This is a genomic window from Sporosarcina ureae (assembly GCF_002101375.1).
Classification (GTDB): Bacteria; Bacillota; Bacilli; order Bacillales_A; family Planococcaceae; genus Sporosarcina; species Sporosarcina ureae_B.
In genome coordinates this window covers 844417-861472 of sequence record NZ_CP015207.1, presented here as the reverse complement: position 1 = coordinate 861472, position 17056 = coordinate 844417, and the positions used below count along the sequence as shown (strand labels likewise).

The window sequence follows — 17056 nt, the reverse complement described above, 5'->3', positions numbered from 1 at the left end:
GATTGATGAATGTTCAGCGGAAAACGTTGTGACCTTTCTCACATTTTATGGTATATTAATTATATAGTATAAAAGAACCTAAAGAGGTGAAATTATTGGAAAAGCTTTTGAGAACATCTTCTGCACGGAATGCTCTTAGAAAAGTAGAACGGGTTACAAAGCGCATTCAGCCATTAATAGAAAATGAACAATCATTTACTTTGAATTATCAAGTTCTTCATCAAATATTAGACGAACAGCTTGAAGAGGATGAATACTTTGTCATTGTGGATGAAATGGGTCGGAGCTATATCCATACTAATCGGTTATGGGAAGGCACAGTATTTTCCGATGCCATTGGCTTGTGTGCTGCTAATACAACCAAGCCGTTACTGCAAGTGTATGAAAGAAAATCCGGTGAGCGACTTATTGATGCATCCATGCCAATCATTCAAGTTGGAAGCAAGCAATTCACGTTGCGATTAGGTCGAATAAATCATCAGAAATACATTCTTTATGGAGCGACTTTATCTGTTGTATTGCCAGCTTTGGCGATGGGAGTACTTGCATATATATTTGATTTACCTATCCAACAGAGCGTAGCATTCGTTAGTATGTCTTTACTTCTTTCAGGCATTTTCACAACTGGTCTCTATAACATAGTCATGAAAGGTGTACGGTCTTGGCGTAAAGTCACGAGGAAAATTTCATCTGGTGATCTAACAGCCGAAGTAACCGAAAGATCCAGATCTGAGTTTAATCAAATTGGTTTCGAAATTAATAAAATCGTTATCGGTACAAAGAATATCGTCACAGAACTCGATCGCTCCTCTGAAATCGTGGATCGAATTAGTGAAGTGCAGGCTTCCGAAGCGGGTCGATTATCACATGTCTTCACTTCATATGGCGAAACTATGCAAAACTTCCAAAGTGGAACAGAGCAACAATTATCTTCATTACAATCTGCCAACGCTATGGTCCAGACGATGATGGCGGGAATTCGAGAAATGGAATTACGCATACAACAAACACTTTCCAAATCTGAACATGCGTTGACTGCTGCAACACAAGGTAGTCAGGCAATTGAAGAAACAGAAGAAAAGATGCGGCAGATCAATGAAGCGGTTCACATGTCTTCACAAAAAATTATGCAGGTCGCAGAGGATATCAACCAAGTCATACAAAAAGTTTCTCTCATTACAAAAATCGCTGAACAAACGAACTTGTTAGCACTCAATGCCTCTATTGAAGCGGCGCGGGCAGGAGAAGCGGGGAACGGATTCTCAGTCGTAGCAAACGAAGTTCGTAAACTGGCAGAAGAAACGAATGCATTCGCAAATGATGTTGTGCGAACACTAGAACAAACAAATAACGAAGTGAAAATTGCCGTACAACATGTAGAATCGAATGCGGATACTATTGAAGAAGGCGTGGAAATCGTCAAAATAGCCGGACAATCCATTCTCTATATGAATGACGCTGTGATTGATACAAAATCAGCTGTCACAAGCAATAGCCTTCACGCGGAAGAATTAATTAAAGACGGTGAGCAAATCGAAAAAATCATCGAGCAAATTACTATGATATCTGAACAATTTACAGATAGTGTCATCCAAACAGTAGCTGGTATGGATGAACAAGTAGAGGGAATCCAGCAGTTGGCAAGTGATGCCAGCAAACTAACAGACGAAGCAACAGCGTTAAGTCGTATCGTCCACCGCTTCACATTCTAATCTTTCATCTATAGTGTAAATGGAAAATCAGCCATTTAAAAACAAAGACACAATCCAAGAATTTGGAATATGTCTTTGTTTTTTTGTTCATTTAATTATAGTGGATCTCTAACTTCGAATTAAACACTAGGCTGTATAGTATGTTTTTTATATTGACGCGCTTCATCTTTGCGCTTCTGTTGTATACGGAGAAATATATTATTTCCTAACAGCGCTGCAATAATAAATACCGTACCAATGTAATCGAAAATCGTTAATTGATATCCTTGTATATATGAAATCACTAATGTGGTCACCGGCACAAAATTAATAAACAATAAACCGTTCAATGGAGACAAAATTCGTACGCCAACATTCCAACCTACTAATGCAATCACACCTGGAAAAATAATCATAAACAACATATGTGGTGTTACCACTTGCAATGTTTCAATAGTGGGGACAGAAATATAACCTGTCCATGTTACGAAAAACACCACTATACAAGCAGTTAATGTGCCAAGTAAACAGCTCAACGTAGAATAACGTAATGCTGACCATTCACTAAATCGATTTCCACCCATCGTATAAATCACCCAGCCGATTACTGCAATGAAGATTAGTAATGAAGGGACAATGTCATCTGTTGCTGTCAAGAACGTACGTAAATCACCTTTTGTGATCACAAGCATGACACCGACAAATGCAGTAAACACACAAGTGAGCGTGAAACCATGTGGTTTATGTCTACTAATCATCCATACAATGACAATAGAAATCATTGGCATCATGGCTTCTGAAATAGACGCTACCATAGTCCCGGGTTGTCCCATTAGATCTTGTCCCCAGAAAATAAAGAGGTTATAAACAACAAATGCCATCGTACCGAAGAACCAAAGAGATAAACCCTTTTTTTCAAAGCGAAAAGCTTGCAAGCCTTCTTTAAACCATAATATTGCGACAAGCAGAAGTGTAACTGAGACATAACGAATTAATGTGAAATAAAACGGGTCGATATTTTTGAATGCACTATTGGCAACTGGGAACATCGCCCCCCATGAAACACTAGCTATAAAGCACAGAAACGCTCCCCAGATAATTTTGTTTTTCAACGGACCTAACCTCCTAGAAGTACTATCTCTAGTAAACACTAGATTAGACATCACGTAAAACGAATAATAATGATGACTACTATCAATTTTATTGATATCATGTAAGTAAGAGAATTTGACTAGGAGGGTAACTATGGAATTTAAAGACTTAGAGATATTTCAGATGGTCGCAGAGAAAGGAACTATCACAGCGGCTGCTAAAGAATTACGCTATGTACAGTCAAATATTACGTCCCGAATACAAAAGCTCGAAGCGGAGTTAAAGACTCCATTATTTAACCGACATAATCGAGGAATGATCTTGACACCAGAGGGGAAACGACTTCTGATTTACAGCGAGAAGATATTATCACTAACCAATGAAATGAGAAAAGTCGTGCAGAATGACAAAGAGCCTTCAGGAAAACTTGAGCTAGGGTCGGTAGAAACCGTCATCAAATTACCGATTATTCTATCGAGATATAATAATAAATATAAGCAAGTCGATATTTCACTATTGACAGGTGTAACTGAAGGATTGCAGTTTAAGGTTCTAAACCATCAACTCGACGGAGCTTTTATATCGGAAGGAACAGCGCATCCCGACCTAGCTGTACATGATGTGCTCGAAGAAGAACTCGTGTTACTTTCAAGTAAACCGTTTCAATCCATAGAAGATATTAAAGATGAGCCAATTCTTTGTTTCAGAAAGGGGTGTGGCTATCGGGCACGTTTAGAGTTGTGGCTCGAAGATGAGCGGTTTAAGCCGACGAAAATGATGGAGTTCGGAACACTGGAGACGATTCTTGGCAGTGTGGCAGCAGGATTAGGTGTTACATTCGTTCCGAGATCAACTGTTACTCATCTTCTAGATCAAGGATCAGTCTATTGCTATCATCTACCACCAAAATACAGTCAAATTAAAACGGTTTTTGTACGACGTGCGGATTCCTATTTGACTCCGACTATTGCTAAGTTTATAAAAGTTATTGATGAATTCAGAGAAAAATCAGATGAGCAATTTCAAAAGTCGACACAAATTTGACCTGCATAACGTGTTACGTATGGTACGATATAGTGTAGTTATCAATATAGAATTAGGAGTGTAACTAGATGAATTATACAAATCAAACAACACCGCCCGCAAATTTCAAAAAACGGAATTACCGTCCGGCGATTATCATTATCTCGGTCATTCTCATCGGTGCGATTGGCATCTTGGCAGGTATGCCAGGCGTAGAAAATTTCACAGCATTCGATATTACGATTTTACCTTTATTAAATGCCATTTTTAACAGTTTCACGTTTATTTTTCTTGTATGTGCATTAGTCGCAATCTTGAAGAAGAATATCAAACTACATGAACGCTTTATCTATGCAGCATTTGGCACAACCGCTTTATTTTTAGTGACGTATGTCGCCTATCACTTTTTATCAGAGTCTACACCATTTGGCGGTAGTGGTTTCTTGGCTGGATTCTATTACTTCATCCTGTTTTCACACATCGTATTAGCTGCTGCAATCGTTCCGTTAGCGCTAACAAGTGTAGCAAGAGCATGGAATATGGAGATCCCGCGTCACCGCAAAATTGCACGATGGACGATGCCTATTTGGTTATATGTTAGTTTCACCGGGGTACTTGTGTATATCTTGATTTCACCTTATTATTAAATAATCAGATAAATAGTGTAGGGCATCAGTCAAAAGAGGATGAATGACTGATGCTCTTTTTTACAATAGGGTAATCTGAATAATCAAATTTAACAGAGGGAAGTGCTATAATGAAAACTCCAAATTTTATGTCAGATGAATCATTCGATAAAGTTTTTAAAGAAGAATCAGATCTCATCAATGAGCAATTAAAAAAAGAAATTCTTATTGCAATGATCGGGGACGTTAATGCAGGAAAGTCATCAACACTGAACCGTCTAATGCAAAAAGATGTAGCGGAAGTGGGAGCGCAACCGGGAGAAACGAAGGAAGTTAAGAAATTTTATTACACAGATAATATACTTTTTGTTGATACACCGGGTCTTGATGATATCTATCAAGAACATTCAAATGAAACACTGAAATTTTATAATCAAGCAGATGTGATTCTATTCTTCCTAAATGCAGCGGGTACGGTGTTGTCAGATACGGAACTAAAGTCATTAAATAAGATTGCCACGCTCAACAAGAAAATCATTCTTGTGCTCAATAAAATAGATGCAGCGGATGATGTTCTGAGTTTAGTGAACTATGTTTTGGAGCATACTGGGTTTGCTTACCCGGTTATTCCGATCTCTTCGAAGACAGGAGAGCAAATGGAATTCTTACAAAGAGAGATCCTACAGCAATTAAAAGATGCAAATAAAGATCTATTACTCGCAGCAAATATGGCGGATAAGTCGTCTATTGCCAAACGATGGATTCTCGCGGCTGGTGCGTCAGCCGCTACTATTGGAGCGGTTCCCATTCCGGGAGCTGATTTTATACCATTGACAACATTGCAAGTGGGACTCATGTTAAAGTTGTCGACATTATATGGCAAGCCGATTACGAAAGACCATGCCAAGAATTGATTATTGCAACGATCGTAGGAAATGTCGGAAAAACAGCTTTCCGTCAAATCATTAAAGTAATTCCAGGTGCAGGAATGGTCGTCGCTGCAAGTGTCGCAGGTTCTATGACAGTTGCGCTAGGATATGCAGTGAAATACATGTATGAAATAATATGGTACTCACACCAGACACATTGAAAAAAGTATATGAGATATTTTAAAAAAACAAAAGTAAAAAAGGGGCGGGATGTATGGAGTGGTTTAACTACGCAACATTTGTGGTCGCTTTACTAGCTGGTTTGTATTCGATGGAAAGTATGAAACGAAATAAGAATTGGAAGATCGGGTAGAGCAATTAGAGAAGAAAAATACAGCCGAGCTAGACAAGCATCGATTGTAGAGAGGGGAATATATGAAATACACATGTCCGATTTGCAAAGGGAATAATCTGTGCGGTAATGCAATGGAGAGTGACGAACATTGCTGGTGTACCAAGAAGATTTTATTGAAGAAGTGTTTCGACAAATACCAGCAGACCAACTGCATAAACGATGTGTATGTGAAACGTGTTTGAAGGCGTATCACTGGAAATAGAACAGGCAAGCAAGAGGTCTGCGGACCGCTAGCTTGCCTGTTTTTTATTCGGCCTTCGAATGAACGTGTGGAAAGTTCTTTCTCGTAAATGAACAATGCGTTCTTATCTTCACGGATACGTTTCAAATACTCGATATGTCTATCGAACGTTGCTTCTTCTTCGACTTGCTCGTCAAGGAACCAATTCAGGAAAGAAATCGTTGCGTGCCTTTTTCTTCCCATGCCATATCCATGATTTGATAGAATGATTTTGGTTACTTCTTTTTCTTGTAATAATGCCACTTCAAATGTGTGTACCAAGTTATCAAAGAAGTAGCTGGAGCAGGTGTTTCTGTAATAATCGCTCGGATCCCACGATCATTTAAATAAGAATAGATTTTCATTGCGTGATACCGCTCTTCTTCTACTTGCTGTAGAAAGAAGTGCGCGAATCCGCTGTAATTGCGATATTCACAGTAAGAAGCCATGGATAAGTAGGTTTGTGCTGCGGCAAATTCATTATTCATTTGTACGTTTAAAGCTTGTGCTAATTTTCACTAATCATGTGGATCGCCCCTTTTCTGATAGTAATGTAACTAGCGTAATGTATGACATGTCCGCTAGTTATAGTATACCTTTAAACGACATTATTTGCATGCTGGATATTTAATTGGATACTCATTATCGACTACTGATATACTTATAGAGAAACTTGATGAATATTTGTTCATAAAGAGAAAGAAGGTCATCTTTTGAAAGATTATACTATCCCTGCATTGGATGTATCCGCAGGAGTGGAAGCGAAGGCATTCGTAGACACGTTGACGAAACCTATCGGAAGTTTAGGGAAACTTGAAGATATCGTGATTACATTAGCTGAGATACAAGGTCGGAAACATCCTAGCATCAATCAATTAGGTGTACTGGTATTCGCAGCAGATCATGGAATTGTGGAAGAAGGGATTTCTGCATTTCCTCAACTAGTCACACGTCAAATGGTACAGAATATGGCGGTAGGTGGTGCGGCAATCAATGTATTCAGCAGACAGCAACAAGCGGAATTTCTTTGGTTGATGTAGGTGTGATCGGAGAATCCTTTTCTGAACCAGTGAAGGACCGGAAGATTCGTCAAGGTTCGGAAAATTTTCTACGTACCGAGGCGATGACTCAGCTAGAAGTGGAAAAAGCGTTGGAGATTGGCTTTGAAGAAGCACTTGCGTTATTTGAAAAAGGTGTTGACTTCTTAGTGGTAGGGGAAGTAGGAATCGGTAATACTACGACAAGCAGTGCTGTAGTGGCGGCCATTACAGAATTAGATCCGGCAGAGTTGGTTGGTTATGGAACAGGAATATCAGCTGATCAACATCTTCATAAAATTAAAGTAGTTCGAGAGGCGCTAGCTCTTCATGAGCCTAATCCTTCTGACGGCTTTGACGTGCTACGTAAGGTTGGCGGTCTAGAATTAGCTGCAATGGTAGGTGCAATGCTGGCGGCAGCTTCTAAACGTATCCCGATCATCTTAGATGGATTTATCTCGACTGCGGCAGCTTGCGTGGCGGAGACTATGAGCAAAGGTGCGGCTGGATATATGTTGCTTGGCCATCAATCGATGGAACCAGGGCATCAAAAGGCATTTCAATACTTAGAAAAGGAACCTATTTTATCTTTGTCCATGCGACTAGGAGAAGGAACAGGCGCAGCAGTTGCATTCAGTATCATTCAATCGGCTGTTCTGATGGTCAATGAAATGGCTACCTTTGAAAGTGCCGGTGTTTCGGGAAAAAGTTAATCAAAAAGGGAAGAGTGAGCAGCGGTGCTCATTCTTCCCTTTTTTGTTATTCAGTTACTTCAACTGTTTCAATGGATTGATCGAGTATTTCTTCGCCTTCCACTTCATCATTAGCAGAGTTGCTAATAATGCTTGAAAGTACATGAACTCGTAAAATAATCCCTTCAATTCGGTTCGTTTCATCTATGACAACAAGTGGATATTTAGAATCCAAGACACGCGGAATAATATCTTGAACATATTCCTCCGGAGTAGCTGTCAATACATCGGTTGTCATCACTTCTTCCAACGTTTTCTTCTTTTTTACGCCTTCGATCGCACCATCTATTGTTACCAATCCAAGCAACTGTCGTTCTCGATTCGTGATGAAGACACTGGAAATCCCGTGCTCCTCCATATTCTTAATCGCGACATGCAAACCATCTTTTCCATTCATGACACTTAATGGTTTTGACATGATATTCATTGCTTGTAACACTTTCGAACGATCAATTTCACGAGTGAAGTCAATAATATAGTCGTTTGCTGGTGTTTCTAATAACTCTTCCGGAGTACCGATTTGCTCTACGTGACCATCTTTCATAACTGCCACACGATCACCGATACGGAATGCCTCGTTGACATCGTGTGTGATGAAGATGATGGTTTTTTGAAGACGTGTCTGGATATCTAGAAGTTCCATTTGCATTTCTCTCCGTATGAGTGGGTCAAGCGCACTGAACGGCTCATCCATCAACAAAATATCTGGATCATTCGTCAACGCACGGGCAATCCCTACACGTTGACGCATCCCTCCTGATAATTCATCGGGATATTGGTTTTCATACCCTTTTAGACCAACCGTCTCGATATGTTTTTGTGCGATATTACGACGTTCACTTTTCGATAAACCACGAATTTCCAGACCGTATTCAATGTTCTCAATAACCGTTCTATGACTAAATAAACCAAAGTGCTGGAAGACCATTGCGATTTTCTTCTGACGGAAAAATTTAACTGCTCTTTATTATATTTGACAATATTCTCACCATCTACATAAATTGCACCTGATGTAGGCTTGTTCAATAAATTGAAGCAGCGGATAAGTGTCGATTTACCACTTCCGGATAGTCCCATAATTACGAAGGTTTCACCTTCCATGATTTCCATATTGGCGTTATAGACACCTACTGTATGTCCAGTTTTTTCGAGGATTTCCCTCTTAGAAGCTCCTTTTTCAATCATAGGAATGACTTTCTTAGGGCGAGGACCAAAGATCTTGGTGACATTTTCTACTTTAAGTTTAACGGTCATGCTGATCTCCTCCCTGTATTTTGTAGGCGGTCTGCCACTCCATTTGTTAAACGGTCAATAATAATCGCTAAGAATACGATACTGATACCTGCTTCAAACCCTAATGATATATTGATTTGGTTGATTGAGAATAGTACGCGTTCACCTAATCCGTGAGCACCAACCATGGAACCAACGACAGCCATTGATAAAGCCATCATCGTGGTTTGATTAATACCTGCCATCATAGTAGGCAATGCTTGTGGTAATTGTACTTTCACTAACATTTGGTTTCGAGAAGATCCAAATGATTCCGCTGACTCAATCACTTCAGAATCAACGTTTCGTATACCAAGTTCTGTTAGACGGATAACTGGTGGTAACGCGTAAATGATTGTTGCAATAATTGCGGGAACATTCCCAAGAGGGAAGAAGAATATTACAGGTATCAAGTAAACGAATGTAGGCATCGTCTGCATGGCATCTAATAGAGGACGCATGATGATGGAAAATGTTTTGCTAAACGCCATCAATATGCCGACTGGAATACCAATTGCAAGGGATAGTACGACAGATATTACGATGATCGCGACTGTTGTCATCGTATCTTCCCATAAATTGAAGGAACCAATTAAAAAGATAAAGACGGCAAACAGTAGGCCGTTAAAAATGGAGTTTAAATACCAACCAAGGAGGAAAACCACAATCATGATAGCCCACCAAGGTGTAGCGAGTAAAGCTGTCTCAATAGTTCGGATTGTAGTGGATGCAATAGTGAAGATGAAATCAAATAGCCAGCCAAAGTTCATTGCAAGAAAATCAATAAACTTTTCCACATAATCTCCTATAGGTATTCTGACGTTAGGAAATTCATTCATAGGCAGTAAGCTAGGACGTACTAGCTTGTCCCTCTCTTTCTCTACTTTTAGTGTTAGTACAATTGAAAAGGAGTGGAGCGGAAAGCGTCCACCCCTGAAATTCTAAAATGTATTACAGAGCTGCTTTTACTTTCTCAGCAACATCTTCAGGTACCCATGAAGTCCAAAGATCTTCATGTTCTTTCATAAACCATTTTGCAGTATCTTCTGGACTAGCTTCATTTTCACCCATATACTCTAATGCTTCTTCTGTCAATGCACTGCTAGTTTTGTAATGGCTGAGGAACTCAACTACCTCAGGAGCTTGTGTTTTCAAATCTTTATGGACACTGACGTAGACATCATTAGGAGGGAATTCACCAGATTTATCTTTATCCCAAGCCTCTTGATCAAACGGCTCGTCTTCTAAAAGCGTTAAGTCATACGTTGCAGTGACCCAAGTAGGGGACCAGTAATAACCAACCCATGGTTCACCTTTTTTATATGCACTAGCTAAGTCAGCTACGATGGATGAATCTGAACCGGGAGCTAAATACGTAAACTTTTCATTTAAGCCATAAGTAGTTAATTTTTCATCTAAATGTTTACTGACTAACCAGCTAGATGGTGCGCCGATGATACGTCCCTTATCCTTGTTCTCAGGATCTTGAAATAGTTCAGGATACTTCTCTAAGTCTTTTACTGTTTTCAAATCAGGCGCTACCGCTTCGATATTACGCTCTGGATCCCCTTTGATAACATATGTAGGGACATACAGACCTTGTGAGTTATCGTCGAAATTTGTCGAGACGGTTTCGATGTCTCCGCTGTCGATTGCGTTTGTATACGCATCACCTAAGTTATCAGACCAAACTTCTGTATAAACTTGAAGATCGCCTTGTTGCAACGCTTGTAATGTTGCGGAAGAAGTTCCGTTCACTATTTCCGTATCATAGCCATAGCCTTCTTCTAAAATAATTTGTGCAATGCTGTTGTGTATCCGAATACTATCCCATCCTGCATCTGCCAGTTTAATCTTGCTTATTGAATCTTTACTATCACTGTTACCGCATGCTGTTAAAAGTAATAATGTTACGATAGATAAAAACAACATAAACTTTCTCAAAAAATCAAATCCTTTCACTTTATAATTTTTTCATCACGGAATGCTGTTTTTTGCCTTAATCTCTTAAAATTACCCGCAAGAAAAAAGATGCAGGTAGTTGAGAAGATCAAGGGGAAATCAACACTTTTTCGCGATACTATTACACGAGTTTACAGGATAATTAAATTAATATCAATTTAATTATTTAGACAACTATTGATATTATGCTCTTTTAAATTGAAGTTTAACGGTTTTCTATAATGAAAAAAGTAAATGTGGTTTGATTGATCATGGCGGGTAAACTTAGTTGCTAGCCTATAAGGGGTATAGGCTCATGCTTTATCGAATAATAGGGGAAAATGATACAATATGGTATGATAAGTACATATGAAAAAAAGAGTATTTTATCATGCGATATGTTTATTTATGAACTTCTGACAAACCTTTGTAACAGTTTCTAAGGAATTATCGTGATTTTTTGATTTTACTTTTAAGAAAATGATATAGTTATATACGAATGGAAAAAATATTTAAATGTAACGTAAAAGGAGAACGGACCCATATGACGAAAGAAGCCCATATTGTTTCGAGTACTACTCAAAGCCGATCGGCGTCTACCTTCTTCTCGGATATTAAATCATTAGTTAAAGGACCTGTACTCATCGCGAATATATTTCCAGTTTTTACGGGGTTTTGGTTGGCACTATATTTTTCGGGCATGACACTCACAGGTAACTGGGGTGTGTTCCTGCTAACCATGATAGGTAGTACCTTGCTTGTTGCAGGTGCACTTGTAATGAATAACTGGTTTGATTCTGATATTGATACGGTTATGGAAAGAACAAAAAACCGTCCGACTGTGACAGGTAACTTTGCTTTGAAAACCGTATTAAAAATAGGTTTGATATTATCGGGAATTGGTATGGTATTATTATTTTTCACTACATTAGAAGCGGCAATTTATGCATTTATCGGATGGTTTACGTATGTAATACCCTATACCATGTGGTCTAAACGTAAATATACATTGAATACAGTGATTGGCAGTGTGTCGGGAGCGGTTACCCCTCTTATAGGGTGGGCAGCTATTATGTCAGCGGATCATATTGTACCGATTGTTTTGGTCGCTATACTATTCATTTGGCAAATGCCTCATACATTTGCGATTGCTATGAAGAAATATAAAGACTATAATGCAGCAAACGTAGCGATGTTGCCTGTCGTTTATGGATTTAACTTCACAAAACGCCAAATGCTTGTGTATGTATTATGTCTATTGCCTTTACCGTTTTTATTAACGATGTTTGGCACTACATTCATTACAATCGCGACATTGATGAACCTAGGATATATTGCAGCTAGTATATATGGGTTCTATGCAAAAAATGATTATAAATGGGCTAACTTCATGTTCTTGTACTCGGTCAATTACATGACGCTATTATTCGGCATGATGATTCTTTGGACTTTTTAATCAATACGAAAAAGACTTCCTTTCACACGACGTGATAGAGAAGTCTTTTTTATGTTAAAATTGTTGAGTAGTTTGAAATTTTAGGAATAAACAGTTTGAATAGTACAATGGAAAATGGTTTTTTTAGGAGGCACACGCATGAAGGAGCAAGTACAATTACTGAAGCCGAAACTAGATGAAGTGTTTGCGCATTTGCACAGTCATCCGGAAGTTAGTTGGAAGGAAACAAAAACAACAATTTACTTGAAAGAATTTCTTGAACGAGAAGGATTTAATGTGAAATTATTCGATGGAATTACAGGTTTATGCGTTACGATCGGTGAAGGTAAGCCGGTAGTCGGGTTGCGTGTAGATATTGATGCGTTGTGGCAAGAAGTGGACGGTGTCTATCGAGCGAATCATTCATGTGGACATGATGGACATATGACCATGGGAATTGGTGCTTTGCTTATGGCTAAAGAACGCGGAATTCCTCAAAAAGGAACATTAAAAGTATTCTTCCAGCCGGCAGAAGAGAAGGGAAAAGGCGCGCTAGCTGTTCTTGATCAGGGATTGATCGATGATATCGATTACTTATTCGGCGTTCATGTAAGAGCTGCGGATGAAATGGCTGACGGTTATTCCGCTGCCTCACTACGTCACGGTGCCGCGAAAATGATCAGTGGAACGATCAAAGGAACAGAAGCACATGGTGCCAGACCGCATCAAGGAAAAAATGCGATCGAGGTGGGCGCTTCGTTAGTAGGAGGTTTGCAGTCCATTCATTGTAATCCGATGGTTTCTCATACAGCGAAAATGACGATGTTCCAAGCGGGTGGCGAATCTGCCAATATAATTCCGGGAAATGCAAAATTTAGTTTGGATTTACGTGCGCAAGAAAATGGTATAATGGATGAATTATATGAGGAAGTAGAACGTGTGATTCAGGCGATAGCTAGACAATACGATGTAGAAATCAACTATGAAGTAATGGCAGAAATGGTCGCGGCGGAAGTAAATGCTGAAGCTGAAGATCTAATGTATCAGGCGATTGCTAAAGTAGTGGGTGAAGACAAGACTACACGCACCGTTGTCACGCCGGGAGGAGAAGATTTTCACTTCTATTCTGTAAAGCGACCCACTGTCAAAAGTACAATGCTAGGTTTGGGATGCGGCTTAATCCCAGGACTTCACCATCCACACATGACATTTAATCAAGACGCACTGGCAACAGGAGTTGAAATTTTAACTACTGCCATCGAATTAACATTCCACTCTAAAAACTAGAAGGTGACAGTATGAGGAAAGATATAGTGGTCAGAAAAGTGACGGCTATCGAAGACATTCGTTCTATGCAAAATCTTGAGAAGAAAATTTGGGGAATGGAACCAATCCCTATCCATCAAACTATCACAGCAGTCAAAAACGGTGGATTGATTGTCGGTGCGTTTCTAGAAGAGCGTATGGTCGGATATTCTTATAGCTTTGCCGGCTATTCAGAAGGTCAAATATATTTATGCTCTCATATGCTTGCGGTAGATGAAGAGTTTCAGATGAAGGGCATTGGCAAACTGTTGAAAGAAGAACAACTACGTTTTGCACGGGAAATGGGCTATCGATTAATCGTCTGGACATTCGATCCACTCGAAAGTCGCAACGGCTATTTGAATACTTCAAAGTTATACGGTGTGTGCTATGACTATATAGTTGATTGTTATGGAGAGATGGACGATGGATTAAACAAAGGTTTACCGACCGACCGTTTTCAAGTTGCTTGGTGGATTGACAGTCCGCGTGTAGTGGAGAAATGGCAACCTAATCTTATATATAGTCGTCCGTTTCAAATCCAATTGAGTGATAATTCACACCCTATCCTGCTTTTACCGGAAACAACTGAATGGCTGAAGGCGGAAGCGATAGAAGTGCCTGTGCCCAAACAAATTCAATTAATCAAGCAAGAAAACTCGCAATTGGCCTACGAATGGAGAATGAAGACGAGAACGATATTTCAGCAACTGAGTAAGGAAGGATTTGCTATGATCGATGTACGCCGAACAGAAGAATCTGTGCAGTACTATCGTTTCTGTAAGCGGTCCATCATTCCGTTGCATGATTAAAGGAGCTGACACAATGAAAATTAACACGATTACACTTCGCAGAATGAATATGACGATGAAACATCCGTTTACTACAAGTTTTGGAACGATTCAGCAGAAAGACTTTCTGTTGGCAACTGTCACAGACGCGGACGGTCATGAAGGGTGGGGGGAATCTGTTGCGTTTACTGCGCCTTGGTATAGTGAAGAGACTACAGAAACGACGATTCACATGCTTCGTGATTTCTTGATTCCCGCAGTACTTGGCAAGTCTATTACACATCCCGATGAAGTAAGTGACTTATTTAGACATATCCGCAAAAACAATATGGCGAAAGCGACAATTGAAGGTGCGATATGGGATGTATATGCAAAGCATCACCACATGACGCTTGCCAAAGCACTCGGAGGGCAACGTAGCCGTATTGAAGTGGGGATCAGCATTGGAATTGAAGAAAATGTTGAAGATTTATTGGTCAATATTAAAGGCTTTATAAATGAAGGGTATAAGCGCATTAAAGTGAAAATCAAGCCTGGGTATGACGTGGAAGTGATACGTGCCATTCGAGAAGCCCATCCTGATGTACCCTTAATGGCGGATGCGAATTCAGCTTATACGTTAGATGATGTAGAAGTGTTGAAAGAACTCGACCAGTTTAACTTGATGATGATTGAGCAACCGCTTGCTTCCGATGATATTATCGATCACGCAACATTGCAAAGACAAATTAAGACACCGATTTGTCTAGATGAAAGTATCCACTCATTGGAAGATACACGAAAAGCTATCGAACTTGGTAGTTGTAAAATTATCAACGTGAAAATTGGGAGAGTTGGCGGTCTGTCAGAAGCGAAGAAAATTCATGATTATTGTGCAGCGAATGGCATCGATGTATGGTGTGGTGGCATGTTAGAATCGGGTATTGGACGAGCGCACAACGTAGCATTGACAACTTTACCTAATTTCACGCTTCCTGGCGATACAGCAGGTTCTTCACGTTACTGGGAACAAGATATTATTACACCAGAAGTAGTTGCTGAAAAAGGTTATATTACAGTTCCGTCAGAAGATGGAATCGGGTACATTCCCAACATGGAAGCATTGGACAGATTTACAGTAGATAAATGGGTTTTTATAGCTGAATAATTATTCAGCTATTGTTATTTAGTTGTCATATGTGCTAGACTCTTAGTTAATCGAATATGTTTCCTTCGGGGCAGGGTGTAATTCCCTACCGACGGTGATGAGCTAACAAGCTCTTAGTCCGTGACCCGGATGCTTTATAGAAGCAGAAGGTGGATTTGGTGAAACTCCAAAGCCGACAGTTAAAGTCTGGATGAGAGAAGGAACAATGCGTGTATACTATAAGTGATGATTTTTCATTACGGTATATAACGTTTATTTAGTCATGGATACAAGCCCCGCATAATCTTTTGCGGGGCTTTTTGTATGTAGAATTGTCACTAGAGGAATACTGTAAGCTGGAGTGTTGCTCAATGAATCAGAATTATATGGAAATGGCTTTGCAGCTCGCAGAAAATGTGGCAGGTCAAACTTCTCCCAATCCACCAGTAGGTGCAATCGTAGTTAAGACAAACCGGATCATTGGAATGGGTGCGCATTTACAAGCAGGAGAACGCCATGCAGAACGAATTGCACTTGATATGGCAGGAGCGGAAGCAACAGATGCTGATTTGTATGTAACGCTTGAACCTTGTTCACATACTGGTAAAACTTCCCCTTGTGCTGATGCCGTTATTCAAGCCGGTATCAAACGAGTCTTTGTTGCGACAACGGATCCTAATCCTCTTGTAGCAGGTAAAGGCATTGCGAAACTTCGTGGTGCAGGAGTGGAAGTAACCGAATCTGTCTCTTCTGAACGCGCTAAAAAACTATATGAACCATTTTTTCATTTTATTAAAACCAAAACACCTCATGTGACAATGAAAACAGCTATGACGATAGACGGTAAGATTGCCACTTCTAAAGGAGATAGCAAATGGGTGACGAGTGAGCAAGCACGACTCGATGTCCATCAGCTTCGCCATACGCAAGATGCGATTTTAGTAGGTGTGCAAACGCTTCTTCATGATAATCCTCTTCTCACCACCAGACTGCCCCTAGGTGGACAACATCCTATTCGAGTTATTTTAGATACATCTTTACGAACACCAGAATCTAGCCAGATCATTCAAAACTCAGAAGCGCCTACTTGGATTTTTTGCGGAAAATATGCAGAGTTATCACGTGAAAAGTTACTCAACAAGCCCCATGTCCAGATCATCCGAATGCAAAAACCCCAGCTGATTGTAGAAGATATTCTATTAGAGCTAGGAAGACGTGGTGTTATGACATTGCTTGTAGAGGGTGGAGCGGCCATTAATGCTTCGTTTGTGAAAGCGCGCGCCGTGCAGAAGGTCATTTGCTATGTTGCACCCAAACTACTTGGCGGAATTGGATCGCTGACGCCAATAGGTGGACTGGATCCTCAACTGATGGATGAGGCGCTTTCATTAAGATTTGACAGTGTGGAGATGATTGGACCAGACATTAAAATCATAGCTGTACCGAAAGTGGGTGATTGAA

The 17056-nt window shown here is 39.9% G+C and carries 13 protein-coding genes, 3 pseudogenes and 1 riboswitch; of the genes and pseudogenes, 11 read left to right on the top strand and 5 right to left on the bottom strand.

Translation table 11 applies throughout. The features are described from left to right. Positions 1-95: 95 nt before the first annotated feature. Complete coding sequence (locus SporoP8_RS04135) at positions 96-1712, top strand: methyl-accepting chemotaxis protein (RefSeq protein ID WP_085131364.1); 1617 nt, start codon at positions 96-98, stop codon at positions 1710-1712. Positions 1713-1831: 119 nt separating this feature from the next. Here SporoP8_RS04135 and SporoP8_RS04130 read toward each other — a convergent pair whose 3' ends face one another. Next, positions 1832-2803, bottom strand: coding sequence for a DMT family transporter (locus SporoP8_RS04130; RefSeq protein WP_085131363.1), 972 nt, complete (start codon positions 2801-2803; stop codon positions 1832-1834). Between the two features lie 133 nt (positions 2804-2936). On the opposite strand from SporoP8_RS04130, the gene SporoP8_RS04125 reads away from it, so the two are divergent. The 4 genes from SporoP8_RS04125 to SporoP8_RS16710 all read left to right on the top strand — a co-directional run bounded on the left by SporoP8_RS04125 (position 2937) and on the right by SporoP8_RS16710 (position 5522). After that, a complete protein-coding gene (locus tag SporoP8_RS04125; RefSeq protein ID WP_085131362.1) occupies positions 2937-3827 on the top strand; it encodes a LysR family transcriptional regulator in 891 nt (296 codons plus the stop codon). Between the two features lie 68 nt (positions 3828-3895). Next, on the top strand, positions 3896-4453 hold the full coding sequence (locus SporoP8_RS04120) for a DUF420 domain-containing protein (protein WP_085131361.1): 558 nt from the start codon (positions 3896-3898) through the stop codon (positions 4451-4453). A 110-nt stretch (positions 4454-4563) separates the two neighbouring features. Continuing rightward, positions 4564-5346, top strand: a complete 783-nt coding sequence (locus tag SporoP8_RS04115; RefSeq protein WP_232319200.1) for an Era-like GTP-binding protein — start codon at positions 4564-4566, stop codon at positions 5344-5346. Then, positions 5343-5522, top strand: coding sequence for a hypothetical protein (locus SporoP8_RS16710; protein ID WP_232319199.1), 180 nt, complete (start codon positions 5343-5345; stop codon positions 5520-5522). Before SporoP8_RS04115 ends, SporoP8_RS16710 begins: the two co-directional genes overlap by 4 nt. A 450-nt stretch (positions 5523-5972) precedes the next feature. Here the strand turns inward: SporoP8_RS16710 and SporoP8_RS16460 are convergent. Then, positions 5973-6424: pseudogene (locus SporoP8_RS16460) on the bottom strand (ferritin); the annotation flags it as partial. A 225-nt stretch (positions 6425-6649) separates the two neighbouring features. Here SporoP8_RS16460 and cobT point away from each other — a divergent pair. Then, positions 6650-7686, top strand: a pseudogene (cobT, locus tag SporoP8_RS04105) (nicotinate-nucleotide--dimethylbenzimidazole phosphoribosyltransferase). Between the two features lie 46 nt (positions 7687-7732). Here the strand turns inward: cobT and SporoP8_RS04100 are convergent. The 3 genes and pseudogenes from SporoP8_RS04100 to SporoP8_RS04090 form a co-directional block, all read right to left on the bottom strand. Next, a pseudogene (locus SporoP8_RS04100) lies at positions 7733-8979 on the bottom strand (quaternary amine ABC transporter ATP-binding protein). After that, complete coding sequence (locus tag SporoP8_RS04095; RefSeq protein ID WP_332308453.1) at positions 8976-9794, bottom strand: ABC transporter permease; 819 nt, start codon at positions 9792-9794, stop codon at positions 8976-8978. Before SporoP8_RS04095 ends, SporoP8_RS04100 begins: the two are co-directional and overlap by 4 nt. 154 nt (positions 9795-9948) lie before the next feature. Then, positions 9949-10941, bottom strand: coding sequence for an ABC transporter substrate-binding protein (locus SporoP8_RS04090; RefSeq protein WP_085131359.1), 993 nt, complete (start codon positions 10939-10941; stop codon positions 9949-9951). Positions 10942-11482: 541 nt separating this feature from the next. On the opposite strand from SporoP8_RS04090, the gene cyoE reads away from it, so the two are divergent. The 5 genes from cyoE to ribD all read left to right on the top strand — a co-directional run bounded on the left by cyoE (position 11483) and on the right by ribD (position 17055). Further along, positions 11483-12394, top strand: coding sequence for a heme o synthase (cyoE, locus tag SporoP8_RS04085; RefSeq protein WP_085131358.1), 912 nt, complete (start codon positions 11483-11485; stop codon positions 12392-12394). Between the two features lie 138 nt (positions 12395-12532). Beyond that, complete coding sequence (locus SporoP8_RS04080; protein WP_085131357.1) at positions 12533-13660, top strand: M20 peptidase aminoacylase family protein; 1128 nt, start codon at positions 12533-12535, stop codon at positions 13658-13660. An 11-nt stretch (positions 13661-13671) separates the two neighbouring features. Continuing rightward, the gene (locus SporoP8_RS04075) at positions 13672-14490 is read left to right on the top strand and encodes a GNAT family N-acetyltransferase (protein WP_085131356.1); all 819 of its coding nucleotides are present in this window, start codon (positions 13672-13674) and stop codon (positions 14488-14490) included. A gap of 13 nt (positions 14491-14503) precedes the next feature. Then, complete coding sequence (gene menC / locus SporoP8_RS04070; protein WP_085131355.1) at positions 14504-15616, top strand: o-succinylbenzoate synthase; 1113 nt, start codon at positions 14504-14506, stop codon at positions 15614-15616. Between the two features lie 57 nt (positions 15617-15673). After that, positions 15674-15822, top strand: a riboswitch (FMN riboswitch). Between the two features lie 144 nt (positions 15823-15966). Continuing rightward, positions 15967-17055 (top strand): bifunctional diaminohydroxyphosphoribosylaminopyrimidine deaminase/5-amino-6-(5-phosphoribosylamino)uracil reductase RibD, encoded by a 1089-nt coding sequence (gene ribD / locus SporoP8_RS04065; RefSeq protein WP_085131354.1) that lies wholly within the window; start codon positions 15967-15969, stop codon positions 17053-17055. Position 17056 lies beyond the last annotated feature (1 nt).

Bases quoted from the DNA above. Each gene is read 5' to 3' on its own strand.
- SporoP8_RS04125 (WP_085131362.1), top strand. From the start codon at position 2,937: ATGGAATTTAAAGACTTAGAGATATTTCAGATGGTCGCAGAGAAAGGA.
- SporoP8_RS04120 (WP_085131361.1), top strand. From the start codon at position 3,896: ATGAATTATACAAATCAAACAACACCGCCCGCAAATTTCAAAAAACGG.
- SporoP8_RS04115 (WP_232319200.1), top strand. From the start codon at position 4,564: ATGAAAACTCCAAATTTTATGTCAGATGAATCATTCGATAAAGTTTTT.
- cyoE (WP_085131358.1), top strand. From the start codon at position 11,483: ATGACGAAAGAAGCCCATATTGTTTCGAGTACTACTCAAAGCCGATCG.
- SporoP8_RS04080 (WP_085131357.1), top strand. From the start codon at position 12,533: ATGAAGGAGCAAGTACAATTACTGAAGCCGAAACTAGATGAAGTGTTT.
- SporoP8_RS04075 (WP_085131356.1), top strand. From the start codon at position 13,672: ATGAGGAAAGATATAGTGGTCAGAAAAGTGACGGCTATCGAAGACATT.
- menC (WP_085131355.1), top strand. From the start codon at position 14,504: ATGAAAATTAACACGATTACACTTCGCAGAATGAATATGACGATGAAA.
- ribD (WP_085131354.1), top strand. From the start codon at position 15,967: ATGAATCAGAATTATATGGAAATGGCTTTGCAGCTCGCAGAAAATGTG.